The following is a 23,601-nucleotide window of genomic DNA, read 5'->3' on the forward strand; positions in this document are numbered from 1 at the left end:
GCGAAGAATCCGTGGACCCCTCGCCCGGCTCAGACCTAAGTGCTTGATTTTCAAGCCGCTTCAGCGTCTGCGCCGGAAGTGGGGCGCATTATAGGGGAGTTTCAGGACAGGTCAACAGGTTATTTCAGATTTATTGCTGACGGACACTGATGCGGGCAAAGGCCTTCTTGCCGGCCTGACATATATAGGTACGGCCGATCTCAAACAGGAAGCCGCGATCGACCACCTCGCCATCCACCTTGACGCTCCCTGCCGCCAGCAGATCGCGAGCTGCCGCAGCGTTCTTCACCAGCCCGGCCTTGTTGAGGACGGCAGCGACCGGCAGCGCCGCATCGGTTTCCAGCTCGACTTCCGGCAGGTCTTCCGGCAGCTCGCCATCCTTCATGCGGTTACCCGCGGAGCGGTGGGCGGTCTGGGCGGCCTCTTCCCCGTGGAAGCGGGCGACGATCTCTTCGGCGAGCTTGATCTTGATGTCGCGGGGATTGGCGCCCTGCTCCACATCGCTACGGAACTGGGCGATCTCTTCCAGGCTGCGGAAACTGAGCAGCTCGAAGTAGCGCCACATGAGGGTGTCGGGAATGGACACCAGCTTGTTGTACATGACCCCCGGCGCTTCCTGGATACCGACGTAGTTGCCCAGGGACTTGGACATCTTCTTCACGCCATCCAGACCTTCGAGCAGCGGCATGGTGAGGATGCACTGGGCTTCCTGGCCGTAGGCGCGCTGCAGTTCGCGGCCCATGAGCAGGTTGAATTTCTGGTCGGTACCACCCAGCTCGACATCGGCGCGCAGGGCAACGGAGTCATAGCCCTGAACCAGCGGATAGAGGAACTCATGGATGGCGATGGGCTGGTTGCCCGCGTAACGCTTGCTGAAGTCGTCGCGCTCGAGCATGCGCGCCACGGTGTACTGGGAAGACAGACGAATGAAGTCGGCCGGCGACAGCTGATCCATCCAGGTGGCATTGAAGGCCACTTCGGTACGCGCCGGATCAAGGATCTTGAATACCTGGGCCTTGTAGGTCTCGGCATTCTCCAGCACCTGCTCGCGGGTCAGTGGTGGGCGGGTGGCGCTCTTGCCACTGGGGTCGCCGATCATGCCGGTGAAGTCGCCGATCAGGAAGATGACCTGATGGCCCAGCTCCTGGAACTGGCGCAGCTTGTTGATCAGCACGGTGTGGCCGAGGTGCAGATCCGGAGCGGTCGGATCGAAGCCTGCCTTGATGCGCAACGGGGTGCCGCGCTCCAGTTTTGTTACAAGCTCTGACTCGACGAGCAGCTCATCTGCTCCACGCTTGATGACCGCCAGCTGCTCCTGGACCGTTTTCATGGGGGCTTCGCCTCTGAATTTCGAAAGCGTGAACCTTATCAAGATGCCCCTAGTAGCCGCCAGCCGGCACGTCGGATCACCACCCCAAAGGGTTGTGACAGCCAGATTTTGATTATATTTTAGGCAGTTATTCACTTCTTTTAACGTCAGATCATCACTTTAGCTAAATGACGAAGCCAATCCCCAAAAGTCCGTTCTACCCCAAAAGCCACCTCGTGGCCGCCAGCGGGGTGGCCGCACTCTTGAGTCTGGCCTTGCTCGTGTTTCCCTCTCAGCAGGTCGAGGCGAAACGCACTTCCATCAATCTGGATGTTGAACAGGACGCCCGGAGCGTCGTGCAGGGTCAGGATGACCTGAAGGAGCAAGTGCTCGCAGATACTCAAGCCGCGGACACCCAGTCCCCCTCCCCCTTTGCCCAGGTAGCCCCGGAGCAGACGGAAGCCCAGACCGCCGAGGAAGCGCCTGCCGAAGAAGAAGTTGCCGCCACGGAACGCGTCGAGCCGCAGTGGAAGACCGAAACCGTGCGCAAGGGCGATACCCTCTCGACGCTGTTCGAGCGGGCCGGCCTTGCCGCTGCCGTGGTGCACGAGGTGCTGGCCAGCAGCAAGGAAGCCAAGAAGCTGACTCGCCTGCGGGTGGGCCAGAAGATCGAATTCCAGCGTGATACTTCGGGTGACCTGCTGGCGGTGCGCACCAAGCTCACCGCGTTGCAGACCCTGTCGCTGGTCAAGTCCGACCAGGGCTACGAGGTCGAGCACAAGACCGTCACCCCGGACATCCGCAAGGCCTATGCCCAGGGCCGGATCAGCAGTTCGCTGTTCGCCTCGGCGCAAAAGGCCGGGCTGTCCCATGACATGACCATGGCGCTGGCCACCATCTTCGGCTACGACATCGACTTCGCGCTGGACATCCAGGAGGGCGACGAATTCGAGGTGGTCTACGAGGACAAGGTGGTCAATGGCAAGCACGTCGGCTACGGCAATATCCTGGCCGCTCGCTTCGTCAACAAGGGCAAGGCCTACACGGCCGTGCGCTACACCGCCAAGAACGGCACCACCAACTACTACACGGCGGAAGGCGGCAGCATGCGCAAGGCCTTCATCCGTACCCCGGTGGAGTTCTCGCGGATCAGCTCGCGCTTCACCATGGGCCGCTTCCACCCGGTGCTGAACAAGATGCGCGCGCACAAGGGCGTCGACTATGCCGCTCCCACGGGTACGCCGATCCATGCTACCGGCGATGGCAAGATCGCCAAGTCCGGTCGCGAGAATGGCTACGGCAACGTGGTGATGATCCAGCACGGCAAGACCTACACCACCGTCTATGGCCACATGAGCCGGATCGCCAAGGGCATGCAGGCCGGTGCCTCGGTGAAGCAGGGCCAGGTGATCGGCTACGTGGGCATGACCGGCCTGGCGACTGGTCCGCACCTGCACTATGAGTTCCGCATCAACGGCAACCACGTCGATCCGCTCGGGGTGAAGCTGCCCATGGCCGATCCCATCGCCAAGAACGAGATCTCGCGTTTCCTGGCGCAGAGCCAGCCGCTCATGGCCCGCATGGACCAGGAGCGCGCTTCTCTGCTCGCGATGAACAAGCGCTGAGATGGAGCGCTACCTGGGGGTGATGTCCGGCACCAGTCTGGATGGACTGGATATTGCCCTGATCGAACAGGACGAGCGGACCCGTTTCGTCGCCGCCCTGGGCGTGCCCATGCCGGACGCGCTACGCCAGGAGCTGCTGGCGCTGTGCGCGCCTGGCGACAACGAGATAGAGCGCATCGCCCGGGCCGAACAGGCCTGGGTCAGGCTGGCCGCCCGGGGTATCGCGGAGCTGCTGGCCCAGCAGGGACTGACCTCCGCGGATATCCGCGCCGTGGGTAGCCACGGCCAGACCATCCGCCATCTGCCGGCACAGGGCTACACCCTGCAGATCGGCGATGCCGCCCTGCTGGCCGAGTTGAGCGGTATCGACGTGGTCGCCGACTTCCGCCGTCGCGACCTGGCCGCCGGGGGTCAGGGGGCACCCCTGGTCCCGGCCTTCCATGCCGATCTCTTCGGCCTGGATCGCCCGCGTGCGGTACTCAATATCGGTGGCTTCAGCAACGTGACCCTGCTGGCGCCGGGTCTGCCCGTACGGGGCTTCGATTGCGGACCGGGCAATGTGCTGCTGGATGCCTGGATCCACCACAGTCAGGGGCGATTCTTCGATGCCGATGGCGCCTGGGCGGCGCAGGGACAGGTCGTGCCGGCGCTGCTGCAACGGCTGCTGAGCGATCCCTTCTTCATGAAGAGCGGACCAAAGAGCACCGGGCGCGAGCACTTCAATCTGCCCTGGCTACAGGGACAGCTCGCCCAGCATGACGCGCTGGATCCGGCGGATGTCCAGGCCACCCTGGCCGAGCTGAGCGCTCGCAGCATCGCCGAGAGCATCCTGGCCGCCCAGGCGGTGGACGAGGTGCTGGTCTGCGGCGGCGGGGCGCACAACCGGGATTTGATGGCGCGTCTGGCCAGGCAGCTGGCGCCAGCCGTGGTGCAGAGCACCGCGGCCTATGACGTCTCGCCGGACTGGCTGGAAGCCATGGCCTTTGCCTGGCTGGCCCAGCGCTTCTGCGAGCGCCTGCCCGGCAACTGCCCGGAAGTCACCGGCGCCCGTGGCCTTCGCGTGCTGGGCGCACTCTACCCGCAATAGCCAGCGCGCTGGGCCGAAGGGACTGCCGGGTCAGATGGAGAAGGACTGACCGCAGCCACAGGTGGTGGCGGCGTTGGGATTCTTGATGACGAAACGCGAGCCTTCCAGGCCTTCCTGGTAGTCCACCTCGGCGCCGGCCAGGTACTGGAAGCTCATGGGATCCACCACCAGGTGCACACCATCGCGCTCGATGACGGTGTCGTCGTCGGCGGAATCTTCGTCGAAGGTGAAGCCGTACTGGAAGCCCGAGCAGCCGCCACCCGTGACGAAGACGCGCAGCTTCAGGCGGGGATTGCCCTCTTCCTCGATCAGGTTCTTCACCTTGCTGGCCGCGCCCAGGGTGAACTGCAGGGGGGTCGGGGTGAAGGTTTCAATGGTCATTGCCGTAGTCTCCCGGCTTGCGCCGAACACAATTCAGTCAGGAAATTATCCGCTTGCCCGAGCAAAACGGTCAACTATTGCGCGACCATGGGCTGCCAGCCGAGACGACCGGAGTGAATGACTTGCTGGCAGCGCCACTCTAATATCGCGCCGCCCGATAAGGAGAACGCCCCGATGCTCTATCTTTGGTTGAAAGCCTTCCACCTGATTGCCCTGGTCTGCTGGTTCGCCGGCCTGTTCTATCTGCCGCGTCTGTTCGTCTATCACGCCCAGAGCAGCGACGCCGTGAGCCACGAGCGCTTCTGCCTGATGGAGCGCAAGCTGTATCGCGGCATCATGCTGCCGGCGATGATCCTTACGCTGCTGTTCGGCATCGGCCTGCTGGTGATCAATCCGAGCTGGCTGACCCAGGGCTGGATGCACACCAAGCTGGCGCTGGTGGTGGTGCTGATCGGCTATCACCATGTCTGCGGCGCCATGCGCAAGAGATTCGAGCGTGGCGAGAACAAGCGCAGTCATGTGTTCTACCGCTGGTTCAACGAGGTGCCGGTACTGGTGCTCATCGCCATCGTGATTCTGGTGGTGGTCAAACCCTACTAGGCTCTGTAAGAAAAGTGCCTACGCTCGGCAATGCTGCGTTAGAAATCAGCGCGGAATGCTCATTTACCACTCGTAAACTCGTTCGCGAGCCCGGTCCGCTTCCTCGCCGATTTTTGCCTTGCCTGACCTTCGCTCGGCGACTTTTCGTACAGACCCTCAGTGCGGCAGATCCGCCGGCGACCGGCGTTTTCCTGGAGAAAGCAGTATGCAGCGTTATGCCCTGGTAACCGGTGCCTCGTGCGGGATCGGCCTGGCCCTGGCCGAGGCCCTGGCAAGACGGGGTCAGCCGCTGATCCTGCTGGCGCGGCGCAAGGACAAGCTGGAAAGCATCGCCGCCGAACTGGCCCAGCGCTTCGACGTGGAGGTGCTGTACCGGGTCTGCGACCTGGCGGAGCCGCTGCACCTGACCGGTCTGCTGCACGAGCTGGAGCAGAGCGAGAGAGCCATCGGCCTGCTGGTCAATTGCGCCGGGATCGGCAGCGGCGGGGATTTTCTCGCCGCCGACTGGCCGCGGGTGCAGGAGCAGCTGGAACTGAACATCCTGGCGCTCACCCGCCTGTGCCATGCCCTGGGCCAGCACATGGCGATCCAGGGTGGCGGTCAGATTCTCAATGTCGCCTCGACCGCGGCCTTCCAGCCCATTCCCTACATGAGCAGCTATGCGGCGACCAAGGCCTATGTGCTGCACTTTTCCGAGGGCCTGCGCGAGGAGCTCAAGAAGCGCGGCGTCTCAGTGTCGGTGCTCTGCCCCGGGCCGACCCGTACCGCCTTCTTCAAGAATGCCGGCCTGCACACCGGGCGCATGGAGCAAGGCAAGCTGCTGATGTCCGCCGAGGAGGTGGCCCTGGCCGCGGTGCGCGGGCTGGAAAGGCGCCAGGCGGTGATCGTCCCGGGCTGGCGCAATCGCCTGGGCAGCCTGTTGCCGCGCTTCTTCCCCCGCGCCCTGGTGCGTTCGGCCGCGGTGCGGGTCGGCAAACTCTTTCAACCCGCGTAAGGGTGATCCCGCCAGTCGAACCTGCCGGTGGGCGGTAGCCGCTGGTACACTCAAGGTCTATTCAGCCAGCAGGAGATCGACGTGGATTGTCTGTTCTGCAAGATCGTCGCCGGGGACATTCCGGCCAAGGTGCTCTACGAGGATGATCAGGTCATGGCCTTCCATGACATCGCCCCGCAGGCGCCCGTGCACTTTCTGGTCATCCCCAAGAAGCACATCGCGACCCTGCACGACCTCAGCGAGGCCGATGACAAGCAGCTCGCCGGCCATATCCTCTTCACCGCCCAGCGCCTGGCGCAGGAGCAGGGCTGCGAAGAAGGCTTCCGCGTCGCGATGAATTGCAACGCCCTGGGGGGCCAGACGGTCTATCACATCCATATGCATGTGCTGGGCAAGCGGCAGATGACCTGGCCTCCGGGCTGAGCCACGTTCTCTCCTCCCTTCGCCCGCCAAGGAGATCACCTTGAGATCCAAGCGCCTCTACTCCCCCCTCGATCGACTGCTGATCCAGGCCGATACCGCTCTGCGTACCCTGACGCCCTTCAGTGGCGCTCCCACGCGCAGCTCGCCGGCCATTCCACTCAAGGATGCCGAGCTGAGCGACGAGGAACGTCGTCACGCGGCCGGCCTCATGCGCATCAACCACACCGGCGAGGTCTGTGCCCAGGCGCTGTACCAGGGTCAGGCGCTGACTGCCAAGTTGCCGGAAGTCCGGGAGGAAATGGAGCGTTCGGCAGACGAAGAGATTGATCACCTGGCCTGGTGCGAGCAGCGCATCCGTGCCCTGGGTGAGCGCCCCAGCCTGCTCAATCCGCTGTTCTATGGCCTGTCCTTCGGGATCGGCGCCGGTGCCGGGCTGATCAGCGATCGCCTGAGTCTGGGCTTCGTCGCCGCCACCGAGGATCAGGTCTGCCGCCATCTGGACGAGCACCTGGACACGCTGCCGGCAGCCGACGCCAAGTCCCGTGCGGTGCTGGAACAGATGCGTATCGACGAAGAGCAACATGCCGAGCACGCCCTGGCGGCCGGTGGCTGGCGCTTTCCCACGCCGGTCAAATACGGCATGAGCCTGGTGTCCAAGGTGATGACCAAGACCACCTACCGCATCTGACCTGCGGTTGGCGCCCACGAAAAAGCCCTGCCTCGGCAGGGCTTTTTGCTGTCTGCAACGCTAGATATCGAAGAAGACGGTTTCCTGCGGACCCTGCAGATGGATGTCGAAGCGATAGGCCAGGCGGCCATCGATTTCGCAACGGCGCGCCAGCAGGGTGGGGCGGCGCTCCGGCTCCGGCAGGTTGTAGACCGGACAGCGGGCGTTGGCCTCGGCTTCATCGTCGAAGTAGAGGCGGGTCTGCAGGTGGATGTTGATGCCGCGGGCGAACAGGGTGACGTTGATGTGCGGCGCCATGGGCTGGCCGCGCTGGTCGGCGACCTGGCCGGGCTTGATGGTGTGCAGCGTCCAGTCACCGGCGTCGAAGGTGGTGGCGGTGCGACCGAAGCCGTTGAAGGCCTTTTCCACGTCGTAGACCGGGTCGTATTGACCCTCATGGTCGGCCTGCCAGAACTCCAGGAAGGAATCGCGCACCAGGTTGCCGTTGCCGTCGAACACCTGGCCGGTGAGCAGGATGTGCTCGCCGGGAGCATCGGGACTGGCCAGCTCGTTCCAGATCTCGACCGCGCGGGTGGGATTGCCGGCGGCGGCCAGGGCCAGGCCGATATGCACATAGGGGCCGGCAGTCTGGGAGGGGGTTTCCGGTAGCAGGTCGTGGCGGTTGGGGGTCATGTCGGCGTCCTCAGTGATGTTCGAAGAACGTCTGCCGCGCGCCGCGGGTGACGATGTCGAAGCGATAGGCCAGGCAGTCCATGGGATTGGCCATGCTCATATCCAGGCGGGCGATGAGGGTCTGCACCGCGTCAGGATCGGCAATGGACTTGACGATGGGGCACAGCGGGATCAGCGGATCGCCCTCGAAATAGAGCTGGGTGATCAGCCGGGTGGCGATGGCCGGACCCATGACCGAGACGTGGATGTGCGCCGGACGCCAGTCGTTGCTGCCGTTGCGCCAGGGATAGGGACCCGGGCGGACGGTGCGGAAGACGTAGTTGCCCTGGCTGTCGGTACGGGTGCGGCCGACGCCACCGAAGTTGGGGTCCAGCGGTGCCAGGTAGACGTCGTTCTTGTGCCGGTAGCGACCCCCGGCATTGGCCTGCCAGATCTCCACCAGGGAATTGGGCACCGGCTTGCCGAACTGGTCACGCAGGGTGCCGAACAGGATGATGCGTTCGCCCTGGGGCAACTGACCGGTGCCGAAGTTGAGCAGCAGGTCGTTGTCGTGCGGCCCGAGCGGCAACCGCGAGAAGTCCGGGCCGCTGCGCTCGGACGCGGTCTGGTGCTGCAGACTGACCAGCGCCTGGCGCGGTGAGCGGGGAATCGAGGATTTGTAGGCGGGCGTATAGGCCTGGGGATGCCAGGTGCGATCACGGGCGACGTAGCGAACGTCGTGGGGCTTGTTATGCATTGGAATGCTCCACGGAAGGATCGGGGCCAAGACTGGCTGATCCCAGTGTGGCCCAGGTCGCCGCCTGGCTGAATTGAAAGCTGCGCCCTGACCCATAACCTAATGGTTAAGGGTCAACTCGCCGGCCACCTCGCGCAGGACGTCGCAGAATCTCTGGGTGGCCAGCGACAGGGACACGCTGCCATTGCGGCAGATGCCGACCGAGCCGCCGGCTTCGCGGACGCCAAGCTCCACCTCGATCAGCTCGCCGCTGGCCAGGTCGCGACGCACCGCATCCCGCGGAGCGATCCACAGGGCCTCACTCTGGCGGACATACTGGCGGCTGAGGGTCGGCGACAGGGTTTCCAGCCGCTGGGGACTGAGTGGGATACCGCATTGCACGAAGAGACTCTCGGCGTGGCGGCGGATGGTGGTACCGGGCAACGGCAGCACCAGGGGATAGCGCGCCAGGGTCGCCAGGTCCGCCGGCAGCGCCTGGCTCAGCGGATGCCCCGGACGGACCACCAGGGTCAGGGCCTCGGTATAGAGGTGCTCGAAGTCGAGACCGTGGATGTCGGGACTGTCGGTCATGCGACCGACCACCAGATCCAGATCGCCGACTCGCAGCTGACCCAGCAGGTAGGCGCTGGGGCCGGTGGCGACGTTGACGATCAATTGCCGGTGCCGCTCGTGCAGCCGCGCCAGGACCTCGGGCAGCACCTGGCTTTCCACCGTCGACAGGACCCCGACCCGTACCAGGCCACCGGCCTCGCCGCCGCGCACCAGTTCCATTCCCTCACGCAGGGCCTGGACGCAGGGACCGGCATGGCGCAGGAACAGCAGGCCGGCTTCGGTGAGGGTCACCTCGCCCTTGCCACGCCCGAACAGGCGCACCTCGAGAATCTCCTCGAGTTCGCGGATGGTCTTGGAAATGGCCGGCTGGGATACAGCGATGGCATCGGCCGCCTTGGCGAAGCTGCGCTGCTGGGCGATCTCCAGGAAACACAGCAAATGCCGGAATTTGATGCGGTTGTCGAGATTCATGACGCTCTCAAGGCAAGGCTCGGGCCAGAGACTACCACCCGGCGGTCGTGGAAAACCCTTGGAGTCAGCAGGGGCATCCTTTGCTACAGTGCCGCCTTCTCTTCCGGAATCTCTCCATGTCGATCCGTGCCCAGCAGAAGCTGCAAACGCGCCAGGCGCTGCTGGAATCGGCGCGCCTGCTGATGAACAGCGGCCGCGGCTTCGGCAGTCTCAGCCTGCGCGAGGTGAGTCGCCAGGCCGGCATCGTCCCGGCGGGCTTCTATCGCCACTTCAGCGACATGGAAACCTTCGGCCTGGCCCTGGTGGCCGAGGTGGGCGACACCTTCCGCGACGCCCTGCGCCAGGTGCGTCATCACGAATTGCAGCAGCGCGGCATGATCGAGGCCTCGGTGGAGATCTTTCTCGGCGCCGTGAGCGACAACCGCGATCAGTTCCTCTTTCTCGCCCGTGAGCAATACGGCGGCTCCCAGGCCGTGCGCCAGGCCATTGCCGAGTTGCGCCAGCGCATCACCCAGGACCTGGCCCGCGACCTGCTCGCCCTGGGTCGGCTGCCCCATCTGAGTCCGTCGCAGATCGATGTCCTGGCCGACCTGGTGGTGAAGACGGTATTCGCCACCCTGCCGGAGCTGATCGATCCGCCGCCGCTGACCACACCGCCACCGCTGTGGCCGGCGGCGAAGATGGTGCAGCAACTCAAGCTGATCCTGATCGGTAGCAAGCACTGGCGGCGCGGCGAGCGCACCAATGCCCCAAAGGAGGGCGTCGCCCTGCTAGCCGATGCAATGGCGCACCAAATAAGAGCAACCTGATCGCCAGGTCAACTTTCAGCGCCCCAGAACCAGGCGACTTGCGCGCCTTGGCAGGCCCCTTGCTGTAGAGCTGGGCAAAACTGCCAAGAGTCCTGCCATGCTGGTCGTCCAAAGCCGCTGCGCACCCCGGGATACCTGGGACGCCGAACTCCACCTCACCTACGACGCCCGCAGCAAGAGTCGCCTGAGAGCCACCACCAGCGCTGGCGAAGACGTCGGCCTGTTCCTCGAACGCGGACAACCGCCGCTGGCCGATGGCGACTGTCTGGAAGCCCGCGATGGCCGCATCGTGCGCATCGTCGCCCGGCCGGAAAAACTGCTGCATGTGACCTGCGCCAGCGCCTTCGAACTGACCCGCGCCGCCTACCACCTGGGCAATCGCCACGTCGCCCTGCAGATCGGTGACGGCTGGCTGCGGCTGCTGGACGACTATGTGCTCAAGGCCATGCTGGAGCAGCTCGGCGCCCGGGTCAGCGAGATCGAGGCCGGCTTCCAGCCCGAGCACGGCGCCTACGGCGGCGGTCACCATCACTCGCGCCATGGCGAGGAAGGTTTCAACTACGCACCCAAGCTGCACCACTTCGGCGTGCGCACGTGAATTCGCCCTTCGCCCTGCTGCGCCTGGCCAGTCCCCAGCTGCCGATTGGCGGCTACAGCTATTCCCAGGGACTGGAACTGGCCATCGACAGCGGCCTGATCCGCAGCGCGGTGGAGGCCGAGACTTGGCTGCGTGACAGCCTCGAACTCAATCTCGCCCGCTTCGAGGCGCCGCTGCTGCTGGCCCATTGCCAAGCCGCCGCGGAGGGCGACTGGACGCGCCTGGGCGCACTGGCCGAGCGTCACCGTGCCAGTCGCGAGACCGCGGAATTCCAGCTGGAAAGTCGCCAGACCGGCTATTCCCTGGCGCAGCTGCTGCTCGGACTGCCGGAGCTGGATGACGCCAGCCGCCGTCTGCTCGGCGAGCTGGCCCCGACCTTCGCCCTGGGTTGGGCGCTGGCCGCCCGGGCCTGGGCCATCGCCCCCCGGGCCGCCCTGGACGCCTGGCTGTGGACCTGGCTGGAAAATCAGCTGGCGGTACTGATGAAAACCCTGCCGCTGGGCCAGCAAGCCGCCCAGCGCCTCACCTCCCTTCTGCTGCCGACCCTGACCGCCGTGGCCGAGCACGCCGCGGCCCTGCCCGAAGCGACCTGGGGCGGCGCCCCCTTCGGCCTGGCCCTCAGCAGCATGGCCCACGAGCGGCAGTACAGCCGCCTGTTCCGTTCCTAGGAGATCTCCTGATGACTACCCAACCCCTGCGCGTCGGTATCGGCGGACCGGTCGGCTCCGGCAAGACCGCCCTCACCCTGGCCCTCTGCCGCGCCCTGCGCGAGCGCTACAACCTGGCGGTGGTGACCAACGACATCTACACCCGCGAGGACGCCGATTTCCTGGTGCGCAACGAAGCCCTGGCGCCCGAGCGTATCCTGGGCGTGGAGACCGGCGGCTGTCCGCACACCGCCATCCGCGAAGACGCCTCCATCAACCTGGAAGCGGTGGATCAGCTCAACCGCCGCTTTCCCGGCCTGGACCTGATCCTGGTGGAGTCCGGCGGCGACAACCTGTCCGCCACCTTCAGCCCGGAGCTGTCCGACCTGACCCTCTACGTAATCGACGTCTCGGCCGGCGACAAGCTGCCGCGCAAGGGTGGCCCCGGCATCTGCAAGTCGGATCTGCTGGTGATCAACAAGATCGACCTGGCGGAGCAGGTCGGCGCCTCCCTGGAGGTGATGGATCGCGACACCCGCAAGATGCGCGGCGACAAGCCCTTCGTCTTCAGCAATCAGAAGACCGGTGTGGGCCTGGAAGAGATCATCGCCTTCATCGAGAAGCAGGGTCTGCTGACCGCCGCCTAGGAACCTGCTCACGACCTCGCGAGCTAGAGACAAACAAGGCGAAAAGGCCTGAGGAAGCGGAGTTTACAAATGGTAAATGAGCATTCCGAAGGACTTTTCAACGCCGTTTGGCCGACGCGCAGCAGGTCGTGAGCAGGTTATGAGTCCAGGATTTCATCACTCAAGGAGCCCCCATGAAACACGCCAAGATCCTCGCCACCGCCGCCCTGCTGCTCGCCCCGGCCCTGGCCTTTGCCCATCCGGGTCATGCCGAGAATGGCCTGGCCGCCGGGGTGCTGCACCCCCTGACCGGTCTCGACCACCTGCTGGCCATGCTCGCCGTGGGTCTCTGGGCCGCCCAGCAGCAGGGCAAGGCGCGCCTGGCGCTGCCCTGCACCTTTGTCGGCACCATGCTGATCGGCGGCCTGCTGGGCTTCACCGGGCTGGAGCTGCCCTTGCTCGAGACCGGCATCGCCGCCTCGGTGCTGGCGCTGGGCCTGCTGGTGGCCCTGGCCGCCCGTCCGCCGGTGGCCGCCGCCGTCGGCCTGACCGCCGCCTTCGCGCTGTTCCATGGCGTGGCCCATGGTCTGGAGCTGCCGGAGATGGGCAATCCCTGGGCCTATGCCCTGGGCTTCGTCGCCGCCACCGCCACCCTGCATGGCCTGGGCTATGCCGTGGTGCGCTACCTGCCCCAGGCGGCCACGCCGCTGGTGCGACTAGCCGGCGTCGCCACCGCTGTGGCCGGGGGCTGGCTGCTCGCCGCCTGATCCGTCAGGCGATCCCCAGTTGCTGGCGCAGTCGCGCCAGCACACCCTCTTCCGCCACCGCCGGCAACTGCGCGGTATAGCCGCCAAAGCCGGCGAAGCGTGTGGCAAAATCCACCTCGAGCACGAATCTGTTGTCGAACTGCGGCGAGGCCAGGGGTGCCAGCACCTCGGCTAAATAGGTGTCGCGCGGATCGCTGCCCAGCCGCACCGGCAGGTCGCCGCTCTGCTGCCGATAGGCGACCCAGGGCGAATAGGTGAAGGCCTCCAGCCGGCCCCGCGCCAGGTCCAGTTCCAGCAGGCGCAGCAGGCCGTTGCCGCCGGCGTATTCGGTCTGGTAGTTGATCAGCAGCAGATCCACCGGATGGCCCAGGTCATTGGTCAGCCGCAGATGACCGCTGCCGTGGTTGTGGCCGTTGAGGGTCAGGAAGATCTGGTCGTTGCGGCGGATCAGCCGATTCCATAGCCGCACCCCGGTGTCGTTGCGCCGGGTGGAGAGCACGGCCTGGCCGTTCACCAGATCGACGATGTTGTGCGAGGCCAGGATGGTCGGCAGGTGCGGATAGCGATTCAGCATGCCCTGAGCCCAGTCCAGACTCTGGTCCGAGGGACACCAGTCCAGGGTCAGCAGCAGGAAGCCCTGCCCCAGTGCCGAGAAACGATGGGCCTCGTTGAGGCCGGTGACATCGCGTTCGATGAAGGTGGACTGGCGCGCCGCCCGCTCGCGGCCGAAGTACTGGGTGAAGAGTTCGCGACCGTCACGCAGGCGATCCTCGGTGTAGAGCTCGACGACATCATGGTCGCCGGTCATGACGCTGTAGGGCACCCCGGCCTGCTCCAGCCGTGCCATGGCGTGACTGGCCAGGGCCCATTCGCCACGCTGCTCGGCGTTTTCCACCAGATCGCCCAGGTGCACCACGAACGGCAGGTTCAGCGCCGCAGCGTTGTGCGCCAGCCAATGGGTCTGGGCATGAAAGGCCAGTGCCGGCGGATAGCCCAGGTGCCCATAGCGCTCCACCCGCCGGCCATTGGGCAGCATCTCGTGGTTGTTCTCGCTGTAGTACTGGGTATCCGGCAGGACACCGAGCAGGAAGCTGCTGCGCGACGGCAGCGGCGCCAGCGGCGCGAAGGTATGCCGTTCGAACCAGAGTGCGCGGTGTTCCGGCAGGCGGTAGCGCTGGGTGGGCTTGCAGGCGGCCAGCAGCGGCAGACCGGCCAGCGCCAGGCACAGCCGGCGACGTTTGAAATCGGGTGAATCGGTCATCACAGCGGCCTCAGGGCAGGTAGTAGGCCTGCCAGCGGTTGTCGTTGAAGCGGCCTTCCAATACCGGTCGGCGGTTGGCCAGCGGAGTGCCGGCCAGGGCCGCCTGGCTGTCGGCGTCGAGCAGCACATAGGCGGGTCGGGCGACCTGGGCGAGCTGCGCCGCCTGGCCGATATCGAGGAAGGTCGGCAAGGGCACGTCGTAATCCAGATTCATCAGGTAGCGAAAGGCCTTGGTGTCCTGGCCCAGGCCAAGGAACACCAGTTGCCCGGGCTCCCCCTGGCGCAGGCTTTCCAGGCGGGTGACGAAGGCGCGGGTGTCGTAGCGCAGCGCCTGCATCGGATCCAGTGCCAGCACCACCAGCAGCCATTGCGCCAGGGCTGCCGCGGCCAGGGGCATGCCCAGGCGGAAGGCGCCGCGCTCGCGCCAGGCGGCCACCAGGGCGAACAGCGTCAGGATGGCGAAGGCGCCCAGCAGGAAGCGCAGATCCAGTTCAGGCCACCAGCCCGCGGCCTGCAGCTTGGGCTGCTGCAGCTTGACCAGCACCCCGAGCACCAGCGGAAAGATCACCAGCAGCGGCAGGAACAGCCGCCGTACCCAGGCCAGGGCACCCTGCCCCTGCAGCAGCACCCAGGCGCCGAGGGCGGCGCAGGCCGGGATGGCCGGCAGGATGTAATAGGGCTTCTTGAAGGTGGGTATCGACAGGGCCACCAGGATCAGCGTGGCGAAGCCGGCCAGCTGGAGCAGCAGGCGGCTGTCCGCCTGGGTCTGGCGCAGCCGCCAGTGGTGCCTCAGCGTCGGCAAGGCCAGCAGTGCCAGGGGAAAGGCCGGCGCATAGCGATAGAGCCCCAGTTGCAGGAAGTACCACCAGGGATAGCCGGCACCGTCGGTGTCGTCCAGCCGCCCAGAAACCTGCATGCGCAGCACGTCTTCGACGAAGGCCGGGCCGCCGGTACGCCAGGCCAGGCCGAACAGCAGGGCGCAGCACAGCGCCAGCACCACGGCGCCCACCAGCCCGTAGCCAAAGCTGCGCCGCCAGTCACCTTGCACCAGCCAGTAGACGCAGACCACGCCACAGGGCTCGATCAACCCCAGCGGTCCGCGCACGGCGAAGCCGGCGGCCATGCACAGGAACACCAGGGCGCGCCGCCGGGACAGGCCGCGCTGGTCGGCGCTCCACAGCAGATAGAAGCAGCCCAGCGCCGCCAGGGTGACGAACTGATCGAGGCAGATCGAACGGGCCTTGGCCAGGAAACCGTTGGTGAGCAGCAGCACCAGCACCGCCAGCAGGCCCCAGGCGCGGGACCGCTCGGCCAGCAGGCGATAGAGCAGCCCGACGATGGCCGCCGAGGCCAGCGCGGTGGGAATCACTGTGGCCAGGCGATTGACCTCGCCGAACAGCTGGGCGAAGACGTCTATCAGCAGCGTCGAAGTGGCGGGATAGTCCGGATAGGGCTGTCCGTAGCTGGTCGGGAAGGCACTGGCCCCGTGGCGAAACATCTCCTGGGCGAAGAGTGCGAAGCGGCCGTCGAAGCCAATGAAGGGCTGCTCCCACAGCCCCAGGGTGAACAGGGGCACCGCCAGCAGACACAGCGCCAGACTTTCCAGGCGCAGGCGCGCCAGACTCGGGATGGACGACACGCGGCAGGACTCCGGCAGGCTGGGAAGGACGGGCTCGCGCCTCGGCGCCACTATCGCCGAACAACCTTAGGGATCGCTGAAACCAGGCTGACGGCAGGCTGACAGGAACCCCAGGACAGAGCGGTTCGGCGATGAGGCGGTCGCGACTATGCCGATGAATTGAAGATTTTTCATGACAGCTGCATCCAAAGCGCCGGCTGCCGGGTATAGCCCCTACAGTCCAACCGACTGTGCCCCCTCTCAATCCGGAGCAAGCGCATGAACAACACCTCCAGCCGTTGCAGCATCCTGGTCCTGACCGCCCTGCTGAGCACCCCGCTGCTGGCCCAGGGCGAGTTGCCCGAGGCCGTCCGCGTGCCCGCCGGCAACAGCCTGATGCTGGAAACCGTGGGCAAGGGCACCATCGTCTACGAATGCCGCGACAAGAAGGACATGCCCGGCCAGACCGAGTGGTTCTTTGTCGGCCCCAAGGCCGACCTGCATGATCGCCAGGGCAAGCAGGTGGGGCGCTACTACGGTCCGCCCGCGACCTGGGAAGCAAGCGATGGCTCCAAGGTGGTCGGCAAGCAACTGGCCGTCGCTCCCGCCGGCGCCGGCAACCTGCCCTATCAGCTGGTGGAGGCCGCGCCCGCCGAAGGCAAGGGCGCCTTCCAGGGCACCACCTACATCCAGCGCACCGCGCTCAAGGGTGGCGTCGCGCCGGCGAAGGCCTGCACCTCGGCCAACAAGGGCGAACAGCAGACCGTGAACTACCAGGCCGACTATCTGTTCTGGAAGAAGGGCTGAGGTCCGGGGGACAGCCAGGAGCGGATCGGCTAGGCTCGGCTGATCCGGTCGCCACCCTGGCGTCCCCAGCCTGGCGCGCGCCCTCGTGACCGAACGTTCCCCCGATCCAGCCGCCCTGCTCGCCGCCTGTGCCCGGGGCGAGCGCGCCGCCCTGCAGCGCCTCTATCAGAACGAGGCGCCGCTGTTGCTGGGTATCGTCCTGCGCCTGGTGCGCGATCGCGGGCTGGCCGAGGACATCCTCCACGATGCCTTTCTGCGCATCTGGCGCGGCGCCGCCGGGTTCGCCCCGGAGCGCGGTTCGGCGCGTGGCTGGATGTGCAGCGTGGCCCGCAACCTGGCGCTCAACGCCTTGCGCGATCGGCAGCGCCTCGTGCCCCTGGCGGACAGCTGGGAACCCCTGGCCGAGTCTGCCGATCCGGCGCGAGAGGCCGACGGCCGCCGCCTGGAGGGCTGCCTGCAGAACCTGGAAGCACCGCGGCGGGAGGCCATCCTGGCCGCCTACCTGGACGGCTGCTCCCATGGCGAGATCGCCCAGCGCCTGCAGGCACCCCTGGGTACGGTGAAGAGCTGGATCACGCGTGGTCTCAAGGCGCTCAGGGAGTGCATGACATGAACAGCGACGCCACCCTGCCCCCGGACGAAGAACGCGAACGCCTGGCCGGCGAATACGTGCTCGGTACCCTGGACGCCGAAGAGCGTCGTCGCGTGGAGTCTGCGCTGGCGACGGACGCCATGCTGGCCGCCGCCGTGGCGCGCTGGGAGGCGCGCCTGCAGCCGCTGGCCGAGCGGGTGCCACCCGTCGAGCCCGGCGCGAATCTCTGGCCGCGCATCGAGCGCAGTCTGGGTGAGGCCGACACCCGGGTCGTCATCCGGCGCGAGTCGCTGTGGCAACGGCTGGCGCTCTGGCAGGGTCTGAGTGCGGCAGGGCTGGCCGCCAGTCTGGTGCTCGCGGTGCTGCTACTGCTGCGCCCGGTACCCACGCCAAGCTACTTGGTGGTGCTGGCGGCGCCCAGCGATCGCACGCCCGGCTGGGTGATCCAGACTGCCAGCGCCCATGACCTGCAGTTGATTCCGCTGGGGCGCGATGCCGTGCCGAGCGGCAAGACCCTGCAATTCTGGACCAAGGCCGATGCCTGGCAGGACCCGGTATCTCTGGGTCTGGTCCAGCCTGGGCGTACTCTGCAGGTACCGCTGGACCGGCTGCCGCCGCTGGAAGCCAACCAGTTGTTCGAACTCACCCTGGAAGACCAGGGCGGCTCGCCCACCGGCCGACCCACCGGGCCGATCCAGTTCATCGGCCGGGCAGTGAAGGTGCTCTAGCGAGCGCCCTTAACTCTGGCGGTGGATGTTGAAGTTGTTGAACGCCTGGCAGGTCGCCATCAACTGGATGCGGTTGATGTTGACGTGCCTGGGCTGGTTCAGCGTCCAGTGGATGGATTCGGCGATGTCGTCCGGCGTCAGGGGCTCGGTGCCGGCATAGACGGCATCGGCCTTGGCCTTGTCGCCACCGAAGCGCACCACCGAGAACTCGCTTTCCGACAGGCCGGGCTCGATGTTGGTCACCCGCACCCCGGTACCGAGCAGGTCGGATCTCAGGCTCAGGCTGAATTGCTTGAGGAAGGCCTTGGTGGCGCCATAGACGTGGCTGCCCGGATAGGGATAGTCACCCGCGACCGAGCCCAGGTTGACGATGCCGGCGCCGGCGCCATGGGCGATCAGTCGCGGCAACAGCAGACGGGTGCAATAGAGCATGCCCTTGATGTTGGTATCGACCATGGTGTCCCAGTCGTCCAGGTCGCAGCTCTGCGCCGGCGTGTTGCCCAGCGCCAGACCGGCATTGTTGACCAGGGCGCGCAACTGGTTGAATTCCTCCGGCAGGCCGGCGACCGCGGCTTCCACGGCCGCGCGATCCTGGACGTCCAGCACCAGCGGCAGCACCTTGGCCTGCCCGGACAGTTCCTCGGCCAGGGCGTGCAGGCGATCCTCGCGGCGGCCGGTGATGACGATCGACCAGCCGTCCTTGGCGAAGCGGCGAGCGGTGGCGGCGCCGAAGCCGGAGGTAGCGCCGGTGATGAAGATCGAAGACATGAAAGTTTCCTTCTGCGAGGGAGTTTGGCCGAGGCCCACGATAGCTCAGGGTCATTGGTCAGGCGAATACTCAGATCACCGGGAATCCAGCGGATCAGTTATAACGCCTTGGAATTGCACGGTTTTCCGCGCATTGGCGAATTTTTGAACAGTTTCCGCCAGGCCAGGTGCGCTGGGCCTCACGCCCGGCTATGCCAAGCTTATCCACAGGACGATCCACGGAATTCCTGTACAGAACTCGGACCGGGCTTCAGGTGGATAAGTCCGCGCGGACCAGCCAGGCGGGCGGCTCGGCCGGCGCCAGTCCGGTGCAGGCCGCCTCGACACAGGCGGCGAGGCCGGCGAAGCGCAGCTCGCGACCGGTAAGGCCCGGGCCGTAGTGGGCGAACTTGCCGGAATTGGTCAGCAGGGTACGGGCCGCGGGCGGCACCAGGGGCTCGCCGAGCATGCACCAGCAGGTGTCCCCTACCAGCTGGGCGCCGAAGGCTTCCAGTTCGGCCAGGCTACCGGCCCGTTCGGCCGCGGCGCGCACGTCTCGCCCCAGGGTGATCACCAGGGCCACCGCGGGATGCCGCTGCCGGCCGCGGCAGAGCTCGGCCAGGCGCTGGCATTCCTCGGCGGTAAAATGTGGATTGCCCAGGGCCACCAGCTGCACCTCGCGCGCAGCGGCGCTGTCCAGTTCGGCCCAGGCCTGGCGCAGGTCCGCCAGATCTATGTCCTCGACCTCCAGCTCGGGCGCCGCGACCGCGGCCAGGATCGGCGCCTCGGGCGTCACCCCGACCAGATGGAACAGCGGCGCCGCCGAGGTGGTGGCGAAGGCGGCGCCAAAGGCCTTGAGATCGTCGCGGCTGGGCTGGGCCTGTTCCAGCCCGAGCACCGCGGGGATCCGGGTGGGCGAACGCAGGCCGATGCAGTAGCCGAGCAGCGGATAGAAGGCGTCGTCATGGCCCTCGGGTACGCTGATCCGGAAGACCTTGCCCGCGCGGCGGCCGCTGTCCAGATGGCAGCCGGCCAGGGGTGCTCGACCGGTCAGGGCGGTGCAGATATCGAGGAAGTCGGCGTACTTCTGGGTGCGCGCCCCCAGCACGCTGTTGGCGAAGACCACGGCATTGGATTCGGCCCAGACCACCTGCTCGCCCAGGGTCGGAGCGCTGTCCAGCAGATAGGGCGCACAGGTGAAGGTGGGACGGCAGCCCAGGGCCACATAGGCCTCGGCCAGGGCGCTGGCCGGTTCGCCCAACGCTGGCGCCACGCCCTGCGCACGCCAGCGACGCTGATCCACCGATACCGCATTGAGGCTGGTGGGCACCCGTACCCGACCGCCCCACTCCACCAGGCGCTGGGCGAAGGCCAGGCTGGCCGGGCCGGTGTAGATGCAGCCGTCGATATGGGCCTGGGTGATGTCGAGCAATTCGCGAGCGCCCTGCAGGTGCGCCATGCGCACCAGGATCTTCATCGCCGCCTGCACGGCCTGGCCCTCGGCGCCCGCCAGCTTGGCTCGGTCGGTCGCGCTGAGCTGCAAAGCGGCAGGGGCTTCGGTAGCGGTGCCGGGAAAGCGCTCTCCGGGCGCGCCGACCCAGCCATCGTTTACCGCGATCTCGTCCTGCCCGGCGAGGGCCGCGAAGGCCTCGGCGCCCAGGCTGACGACCGGCAGGGAGCGACCGAAGAGTTCTTCCGCGACGATGGCACCCAGGCTGAGGATCTCGTCCGGCTCGGCCAGCAGCAAGGCTGCCGGCCCGCGGCCCGCCAGCAACAGCTCCAGCAGCACGGCGCTGCCGGTGCAGGAACCACGACCGCTGGGAATGGCGAGGATGCGTCCGGCCAGTTCCAGGCCGTGCAGGGGATGGTGGCGATCGATCACCCGGCCGCTGGCCGGATCGACGCCACCCCAGAAACTCAGCCCCAGGGGCGCCCAGGCCAGGCGTCCCCGGGCCTGGCCCGCGACCAGACAGCGACCGCGGACCGCCGCCACCGCTAGTGGCCGCCCAGGTAGGCTTCGCGCACCTGGGGATTGGCCAGCAATTCCTGGCCACTGCCGCTCATGCGGATCTCGCCGGTGACCATCACATAGGCACGGTCGGACAGGCGCAGGGCATGGTTGGCGTTCTGCTCTACCAGGAAGATGGTCATGCCGCTCTGCGCCAGCTCGCGCAGGATCTGGAAGATCTGCTTCACCACGATGGGCGCCAGGCCCAGGCTGGGCTCGTCGAGCAGCAGCAGCTTGGGTCGCGCCATCAGCGCCCGGGCGATGGCCAGCATCTGCTGCTCGCCGCCGGACATGGTCATGGCGCGCTGGTTGCGGCGCTCCTTGAGGCGCGGGAAGAGCTCGAACATGCGCTGCATGTCCTCGTCCACCCAGCGGGTGCCGATGGGGATGGTGCCCATCAGCAGATTCTCCTCGACCGTCATGTCGGGGAACACATGGCGCCCCTCCGGCGACTGGGCGATGCCGTTGGAGGCCACGTAGTGGGCGTTCTTGCGGGTGATGTCCTCGCCCCGGTAGAGGATCTGCCCATTGCGCGCCTGGGGCTGGCTGAAGATGGACATCAGCAGGGTGGACTTGCCGGCGCCATTGGAGCCGATCAGGCTCACCGTCTCGCCTTCGTTGATGGACAGGGAGACGCTCTTCAGGGCCTGGATCGGCCCGTAGAAGACGTCGACGTTGCGAAATTCCAGGATCGGCGTGGTCATGCCACCTCCTCTTCTTCGGCGCCGAGGTAGGCGGCGATGACCTTGGGATCGTTGCGGATGTCGGCTGGCAGGCCACGGGCGATGACCTGGCCATGATCCAGCACCACGATGTGGTCGGAGATGTTCATCACCATGCCCATGTCGTGCTCGATCAGCACCACGGTGATGCGGTGCTGGTCGCGCAACAGGCGGATCATCCCGGCCAGGGCTTCGGTCTCGGCCGGGTTGAGGCCGGCGGCGGGTTCGTCCAGGCAGACGATCTCCGGACGGGTACACATGGCGCGGGCGATTTCCAGACGGCGCTGCTGACCGTAGGAGAGTTCGCCGGCCAGGCGGTTGGCGTGATCCACCAGGTCCACTACCTCCAGCCAGTAGAAGGCCGTGTCCAGCGCCTTTTCCTCGGCGCGGCGATAGCTAGGGGTGTTGAGGATGCCGGTGATGAGGTTGCGGTTGCACTGCATGTGCTGCGCCACCAGCAGGTTCTCCACCACCGACATCTCCTTAAACAGGCGGATGTTCTGGAAGGTGCGGGCGAGACCGGCGCGGTTCACCAGGTGAGTGCCGCCGAACATCTTGTACCAGAGCCGGCTGCCGAACTGCACCGGATTGACGAAGTCGGCCGCCTGGAAGCGCTCGCCCATGATTTTGCCGACGCGGGTCGAGCGACCGTTGGCGGTGTCCAGGCGGATCTCGCCATCGGTGGCCTTGTAGAAGCCGGTCAGGCAGTTGAACACCGTGGTCTTGCCGGCGCCGTTGGGGCCGATCAGCGCGGTGATGGACTGGCGCTGGATCTCGAAGCTCACGTCCGAGAGGGCCTTGATGCCGCCGAATCTCATGCCCAGACCCTTTACGGTCAGAATGTTGTCGCTCACGGCGCCACTCCCTTGCGAATCGCGAAGCCACTGCGGGCGATACGGATCAGGCCACGCGGCCGCCACATCATCATCACCACCATGAGCACACCGAACACCAGCATGCGGATGTCGCCGAATTCACGCAGCAGTTCGAACAGCAGGGTCATGACGAAGGCTGAGACCACCACCCCGACGGTGGAACCCAAGCCGCCCAGCACCACGATGGCCAGCACCAGCACCGACTCGAAGAAGTTGAACGAGGCCGGGTTGATGAAGCCCTGGTAGGTGGCGAAGAACACCCCGGCCAGGCCGGCGGTGGAGGCACCGATCATGAAGGCCGAGAGCTTGACCAGCACATGGTTCAGGCCCATGGCGCGGCAGGCGATCTCGTCTTCGCGCAGGGCTTCCCAGGCGCGACCGACCGGCATGCGGGTCAGGCGGTGCTTGATGTAGAGCACCAGCAGCACCACCAGGAACAGCACGGTGTAGATGAAGATCATCGTCGCGTTGGGGTTGTAGCTGATGCCCAGCAGCTCATGGATGGGTACCCCGCCCTCCTTCGCCCGACGCCCAAATTCGATGCCGAAGAAGGTCGGCGAAGGCGCGGCGATGCCGTTGGGGCCCTTGGTCACTTCCAGCCAGTTGTTGAGCACCAGGCGGATGATCTCGCCGAAGCCGAGGGTAACGATGGCCAGGTAGTCCCCGTGCATGCGCAACACCGGGAACCCCAGTATCGCCCCCGCTACCGCGGCCAGCACCGCAGCGAGCGGCAGCATGGTCCAGAAGCCCAGGCCGAGGTACTGGTAACCCAGCGCCAGGCCGTAGGCGCCGATGGCATAGAAGCCGACGTAGCCGAGGTCGAGCAGACCGGCCAGGCCCACCACGATGTTCAGGCCAAGGCCCAGCAGCACATAGATCAGGCAGAGGATGATCACCGTCAGCCAGTACTTGGTGGCCAGGAAGGGAAAGGCGATGGCCACCAGGATGATGATGGGCAGGATGAATCTGAGGTTGGACTTGTGTCCCGGCGGCAGCACGTGGACGCCACCGTCGTTGCGCTTGAAGGACTCGATCCAGTCGCGGCCCTTGGCGGTCTGGCCAAACAGGCTGAGCAGGAAACGACCGGCCATGACTACCGCGACCATGATGCCGACGCGGCCGGGCTGGACGTTGTAGCCATAGCCGTCGAGCACGATGCCGACGATGGGGCCGAACAGGATCAGCGAGACCAGGCCGACCATGAAGGTGTCGCGCAGCACGACCTTGAGATCGAAGGAGGAAGACGTCTGACTCATGG

26 protein-coding genes are annotated in these 23,601 nt (G+C 66.2%); 14 read left to right on the forward strand and 12 right to left on the reverse strand.

Annotation, left to right across the window (positions count from 1 at the left end; translation table 11 throughout):
- Positions 1-130: 130 nt before the first annotated feature.
- Entirely contained in the window at positions 131-1,330 is a 1,200-nt protein-coding gene (gene tyrS, locus OMP44_RS23140; RefSeq protein WP_208693709.1) for a tyrosine--tRNA ligase, read from the reverse strand.
- Between the two features lie 167 nt (positions 1,331-1,497).
- Between tyrS and OMP44_RS23145 the strand changes: the two genes are divergently transcribed.
- Both OMP44_RS23145 and OMP44_RS23150 read left to right on the forward strand, forming a co-directional pair.
- On the forward strand, positions 1,498-2,934 hold the full coding sequence (locus OMP44_RS23145) for an OapA family protein (protein ID WP_280311438.1): 1,437 nt from the start codon (positions 1,498-1,500) through the stop codon (positions 2,932-2,934).
- Position 2,935: 1 nt separating this feature from the next.
- Complete coding sequence (locus OMP44_RS23150; protein WP_280311439.1) at positions 2,936-4,021, forward strand: anhydro-N-acetylmuramic acid kinase; 1,086 nt, start codon at positions 2,936-2,938, stop codon at positions 4,019-4,021.
- 30 nt (positions 4,022-4,051) lie between these two features.
- On the opposite strand, the gene erpA is transcribed toward OMP44_RS23150, so the two are convergent.
- On the reverse strand, positions 4,052-4,402 hold the full coding sequence (gene erpA / locus OMP44_RS23155) for an iron-sulfur cluster insertion protein ErpA (protein ID WP_007162616.1): 351 nt from the start codon (positions 4,400-4,402) through the stop codon (positions 4,052-4,054).
- A 174-nt stretch (positions 4,403-4,576) separates the two neighbouring features.
- Here erpA and hemJ point away from each other — a divergent pair, with 174 nt between their 5' ends.
- From hemJ to coq7, 4 genes are all read left to right on the forward strand, one after another.
- Complete coding sequence (gene hemJ / locus OMP44_RS23160) at positions 4,577-5,002, forward strand: protoporphyrinogen oxidase HemJ (RefSeq protein ID WP_058792657.1); 426 nt, start codon at positions 4,577-4,579, stop codon at positions 5,000-5,002.
- Between the two features lie 205 nt (positions 5,003-5,207).
- A complete protein-coding gene (locus tag OMP44_RS23165) occupies positions 5,208-5,996 on the forward strand; it encodes an SDR family NAD(P)-dependent oxidoreductase (RefSeq protein WP_133863071.1) in 789 nt (262 codons plus the stop codon).
- 81 nt (positions 5,997-6,077) lie between these two features.
- Positions 6,078-6,419 carry a histidine triad nucleotide-binding protein gene (locus tag OMP44_RS23170; protein ID WP_017642985.1) on the forward strand — a complete coding sequence of 114 codons (342 nt, stop codon included), beginning with the start codon at positions 6,078-6,080 and terminating at the stop codon, positions 6,417-6,419.
- A gap of 40 nt (positions 6,420-6,459) precedes the next feature.
- On the forward strand, positions 6,460-7,107 hold the full coding sequence (gene coq7 / locus OMP44_RS23175; protein ID WP_187980448.1) for a 2-polyprenyl-3-methyl-6-methoxy-1,4-benzoquinone monooxygenase: 648 nt from the start codon (positions 6,460-6,462) through the stop codon (positions 7,105-7,107).
- Between the two features lie 60 nt (positions 7,108-7,167).
- On the opposite strand, the gene pcaG is transcribed toward coq7, so the two are convergent.
- The 3 genes from pcaG to pcaQ form a co-directional block, all read right to left on the reverse strand.
- Positions 7,168-7,779, reverse strand: coding sequence for a protocatechuate 3,4-dioxygenase subunit alpha (gene pcaG / locus OMP44_RS23180; RefSeq protein WP_187980449.1), 612 nt, complete (start codon positions 7,777-7,779; stop codon positions 7,168-7,170).
- Between the two features lie 10 nt (positions 7,780-7,789).
- On the reverse strand, positions 7,790-8,515 hold the full coding sequence (gene pcaH / locus OMP44_RS23185) for a protocatechuate 3,4-dioxygenase subunit beta (RefSeq protein WP_007162622.1): 726 nt from the start codon (positions 8,513-8,515) through the stop codon (positions 7,790-7,792).
- Positions 8,516-8,614: 99 nt separating this feature from the next.
- Positions 8,615-9,538 (reverse strand): pca operon transcription factor PcaQ, encoded by a 924-nt coding sequence (gene pcaQ, locus OMP44_RS23190; protein ID WP_280311440.1) that lies wholly within the window; start codon positions 9,536-9,538, stop codon positions 8,615-8,617.
- Between the two features lie 116 nt (positions 9,539-9,654).
- Here pcaQ and OMP44_RS23195 point away from each other — a divergent pair, with 116 nt between their 5' ends.
- The 5 genes from OMP44_RS23195 to OMP44_RS23215 all read left to right on the forward strand — a co-directional run bounded on the left by OMP44_RS23195 (position 9,655) and on the right by OMP44_RS23215 (position 12,985).
- On the forward strand, positions 9,655-10,347 hold the full coding sequence (locus tag OMP44_RS23195) for a TetR family transcriptional regulator (RefSeq protein ID WP_187980450.1): 693 nt from the start codon (positions 9,655-9,657) through the stop codon (positions 10,345-10,347).
- Between the two features lie 97 nt (positions 10,348-10,444).
- The gene (gene ureE / locus OMP44_RS23200) at positions 10,445-10,945 is read left to right on the forward strand and encodes an urease accessory protein UreE (RefSeq protein ID WP_187980451.1); all 501 of its coding nucleotides are present in this window, start codon (positions 10,445-10,447) and stop codon (positions 10,943-10,945) included.
- Positions 10,942-11,613 carry an urease accessory protein UreF gene (locus OMP44_RS23205; protein WP_187980452.1) on the forward strand — a complete coding sequence of 224 codons (672 nt, stop codon included), beginning with the start codon at positions 10,942-10,944 and terminating at the stop codon, positions 11,611-11,613. The genes ureE and OMP44_RS23205 overlap by 4 nt, the downstream gene beginning before the upstream one ends.
- Positions 11,614-11,624: 11 nt before the next feature.
- Positions 11,625-12,239, forward strand: a complete 615-nt coding sequence (gene ureG, locus OMP44_RS23210; RefSeq protein ID WP_187980453.1) for an urease accessory protein UreG — start codon at positions 11,625-11,627, stop codon at positions 12,237-12,239.
- 173 nt (positions 12,240-12,412) lie between these two features.
- Positions 12,413-12,985, forward strand: a complete 573-nt coding sequence (locus OMP44_RS23215) for a HupE/UreJ family protein (protein ID WP_187980454.1) — start codon at positions 12,413-12,415, stop codon at positions 12,983-12,985.
- Between the two features lie 4 nt (positions 12,986-12,989).
- On the opposite strand, the gene OMP44_RS23220 is transcribed toward OMP44_RS23215, so the two are convergent.
- Complete coding sequence (locus tag OMP44_RS23220; RefSeq protein ID WP_280311441.1) at positions 12,990-14,246, reverse strand: metallophosphoesterase family protein; 1,257 nt, start codon at positions 14,244-14,246, stop codon at positions 12,990-12,992.
- Positions 14,247-14,256: 10 nt separating this feature from the next.
- Entirely contained in the window at positions 14,257-15,885 is a 1,629-nt protein-coding gene (locus OMP44_RS23225) for an ArnT family glycosyltransferase (protein WP_273861273.1), read from the reverse strand.
- Positions 15,886-16,143: 258 nt separating this feature from the next.
- Here OMP44_RS23225 and OMP44_RS23230 point away from each other — a divergent pair, with 258 nt between their 5' ends.
- The 3 genes from OMP44_RS23230 (at position 16,144) to OMP44_RS23240 (ending at position 17,991) form a co-directional block, all read left to right on the forward strand.
- On the forward strand, positions 16,144-16,671 hold the full coding sequence (locus tag OMP44_RS23230; protein WP_187980457.1) for a DUF3455 domain-containing protein: 528 nt from the start codon (positions 16,144-16,146) through the stop codon (positions 16,669-16,671).
- A gap of 85 nt (positions 16,672-16,756) precedes the next feature.
- Entirely contained in the window at positions 16,757-17,284 is a 528-nt protein-coding gene (locus tag OMP44_RS23235; protein ID WP_280311442.1) for a sigma-70 family RNA polymerase sigma factor, read from the forward strand.
- Positions 17,281-17,991 (forward strand): anti-sigma factor, encoded by a 711-nt coding sequence (locus OMP44_RS23240; RefSeq protein ID WP_280311443.1) that lies wholly within the window; start codon positions 17,281-17,283, stop codon positions 17,989-17,991. The genes OMP44_RS23235 and OMP44_RS23240 overlap by 4 nt, the downstream gene beginning before the upstream one ends.
- Positions 17,992-18,000: 9 nt before the next feature.
- On the opposite strand, the gene OMP44_RS23245 is transcribed toward OMP44_RS23240, so the two are convergent.
- From OMP44_RS23245 to livM, 5 genes are all read right to left on the reverse strand, one after another.
- Positions 18,001-18,759, reverse strand: a complete 759-nt coding sequence (locus OMP44_RS23245; protein ID WP_158893757.1) for an SDR family oxidoreductase — start codon at positions 18,757-18,759, stop codon at positions 18,001-18,003.
- 250 nt (positions 18,760-19,009) lie between these two features.
- Positions 19,010-20,731 carry a cis-3-hydroxy-L-proline dehydratase gene (gene lhpI, locus OMP44_RS23250; RefSeq protein ID WP_273861272.1) on the reverse strand — a complete coding sequence of 574 codons (1,722 nt, stop codon included), beginning with the start codon at positions 20,729-20,731 and terminating at the stop codon, positions 19,010-19,012.
- A 2-nt stretch (positions 20,732-20,733) separates the two neighbouring features.
- Complete coding sequence (locus tag OMP44_RS23255) at positions 20,734-21,450, reverse strand: ABC transporter ATP-binding protein (RefSeq protein ID WP_007162636.1); 717 nt, start codon at positions 21,448-21,450, stop codon at positions 20,734-20,736.
- Positions 21,447-22,322: an ABC transporter ATP-binding protein gene (locus tag OMP44_RS23260; RefSeq protein ID WP_280311444.1), complete on the reverse strand. Its 876-nt coding sequence runs from the start codon at positions 22,320-22,322 to the stop codon at positions 21,447-21,449. The genes OMP44_RS23255 and OMP44_RS23260 overlap by 4 nt, the downstream gene beginning before the upstream one ends.
- The gene (livM, locus tag OMP44_RS23265) at positions 22,319-23,599 is read right to left on the reverse strand and encodes a high-affinity branched-chain amino acid ABC transporter permease LivM (RefSeq protein WP_133863054.1); all 1,281 of its coding nucleotides are present in this window, start codon (positions 23,597-23,599) and stop codon (positions 22,319-22,321) included. Before livM ends, OMP44_RS23260 begins: the two co-directional genes overlap by 4 nt.
- Between the last annotated feature and the right edge of the window lie 2 nt (positions 23,600-23,601).

Source organism: Pseudomonas flavocrustae, from assembly GCF_029872515.1.
GTDB lineage: Bacteria > Pseudomonadota > Gammaproteobacteria > Pseudomonadales > Pseudomonadaceae > Chryseomonas > Chryseomonas aestiva.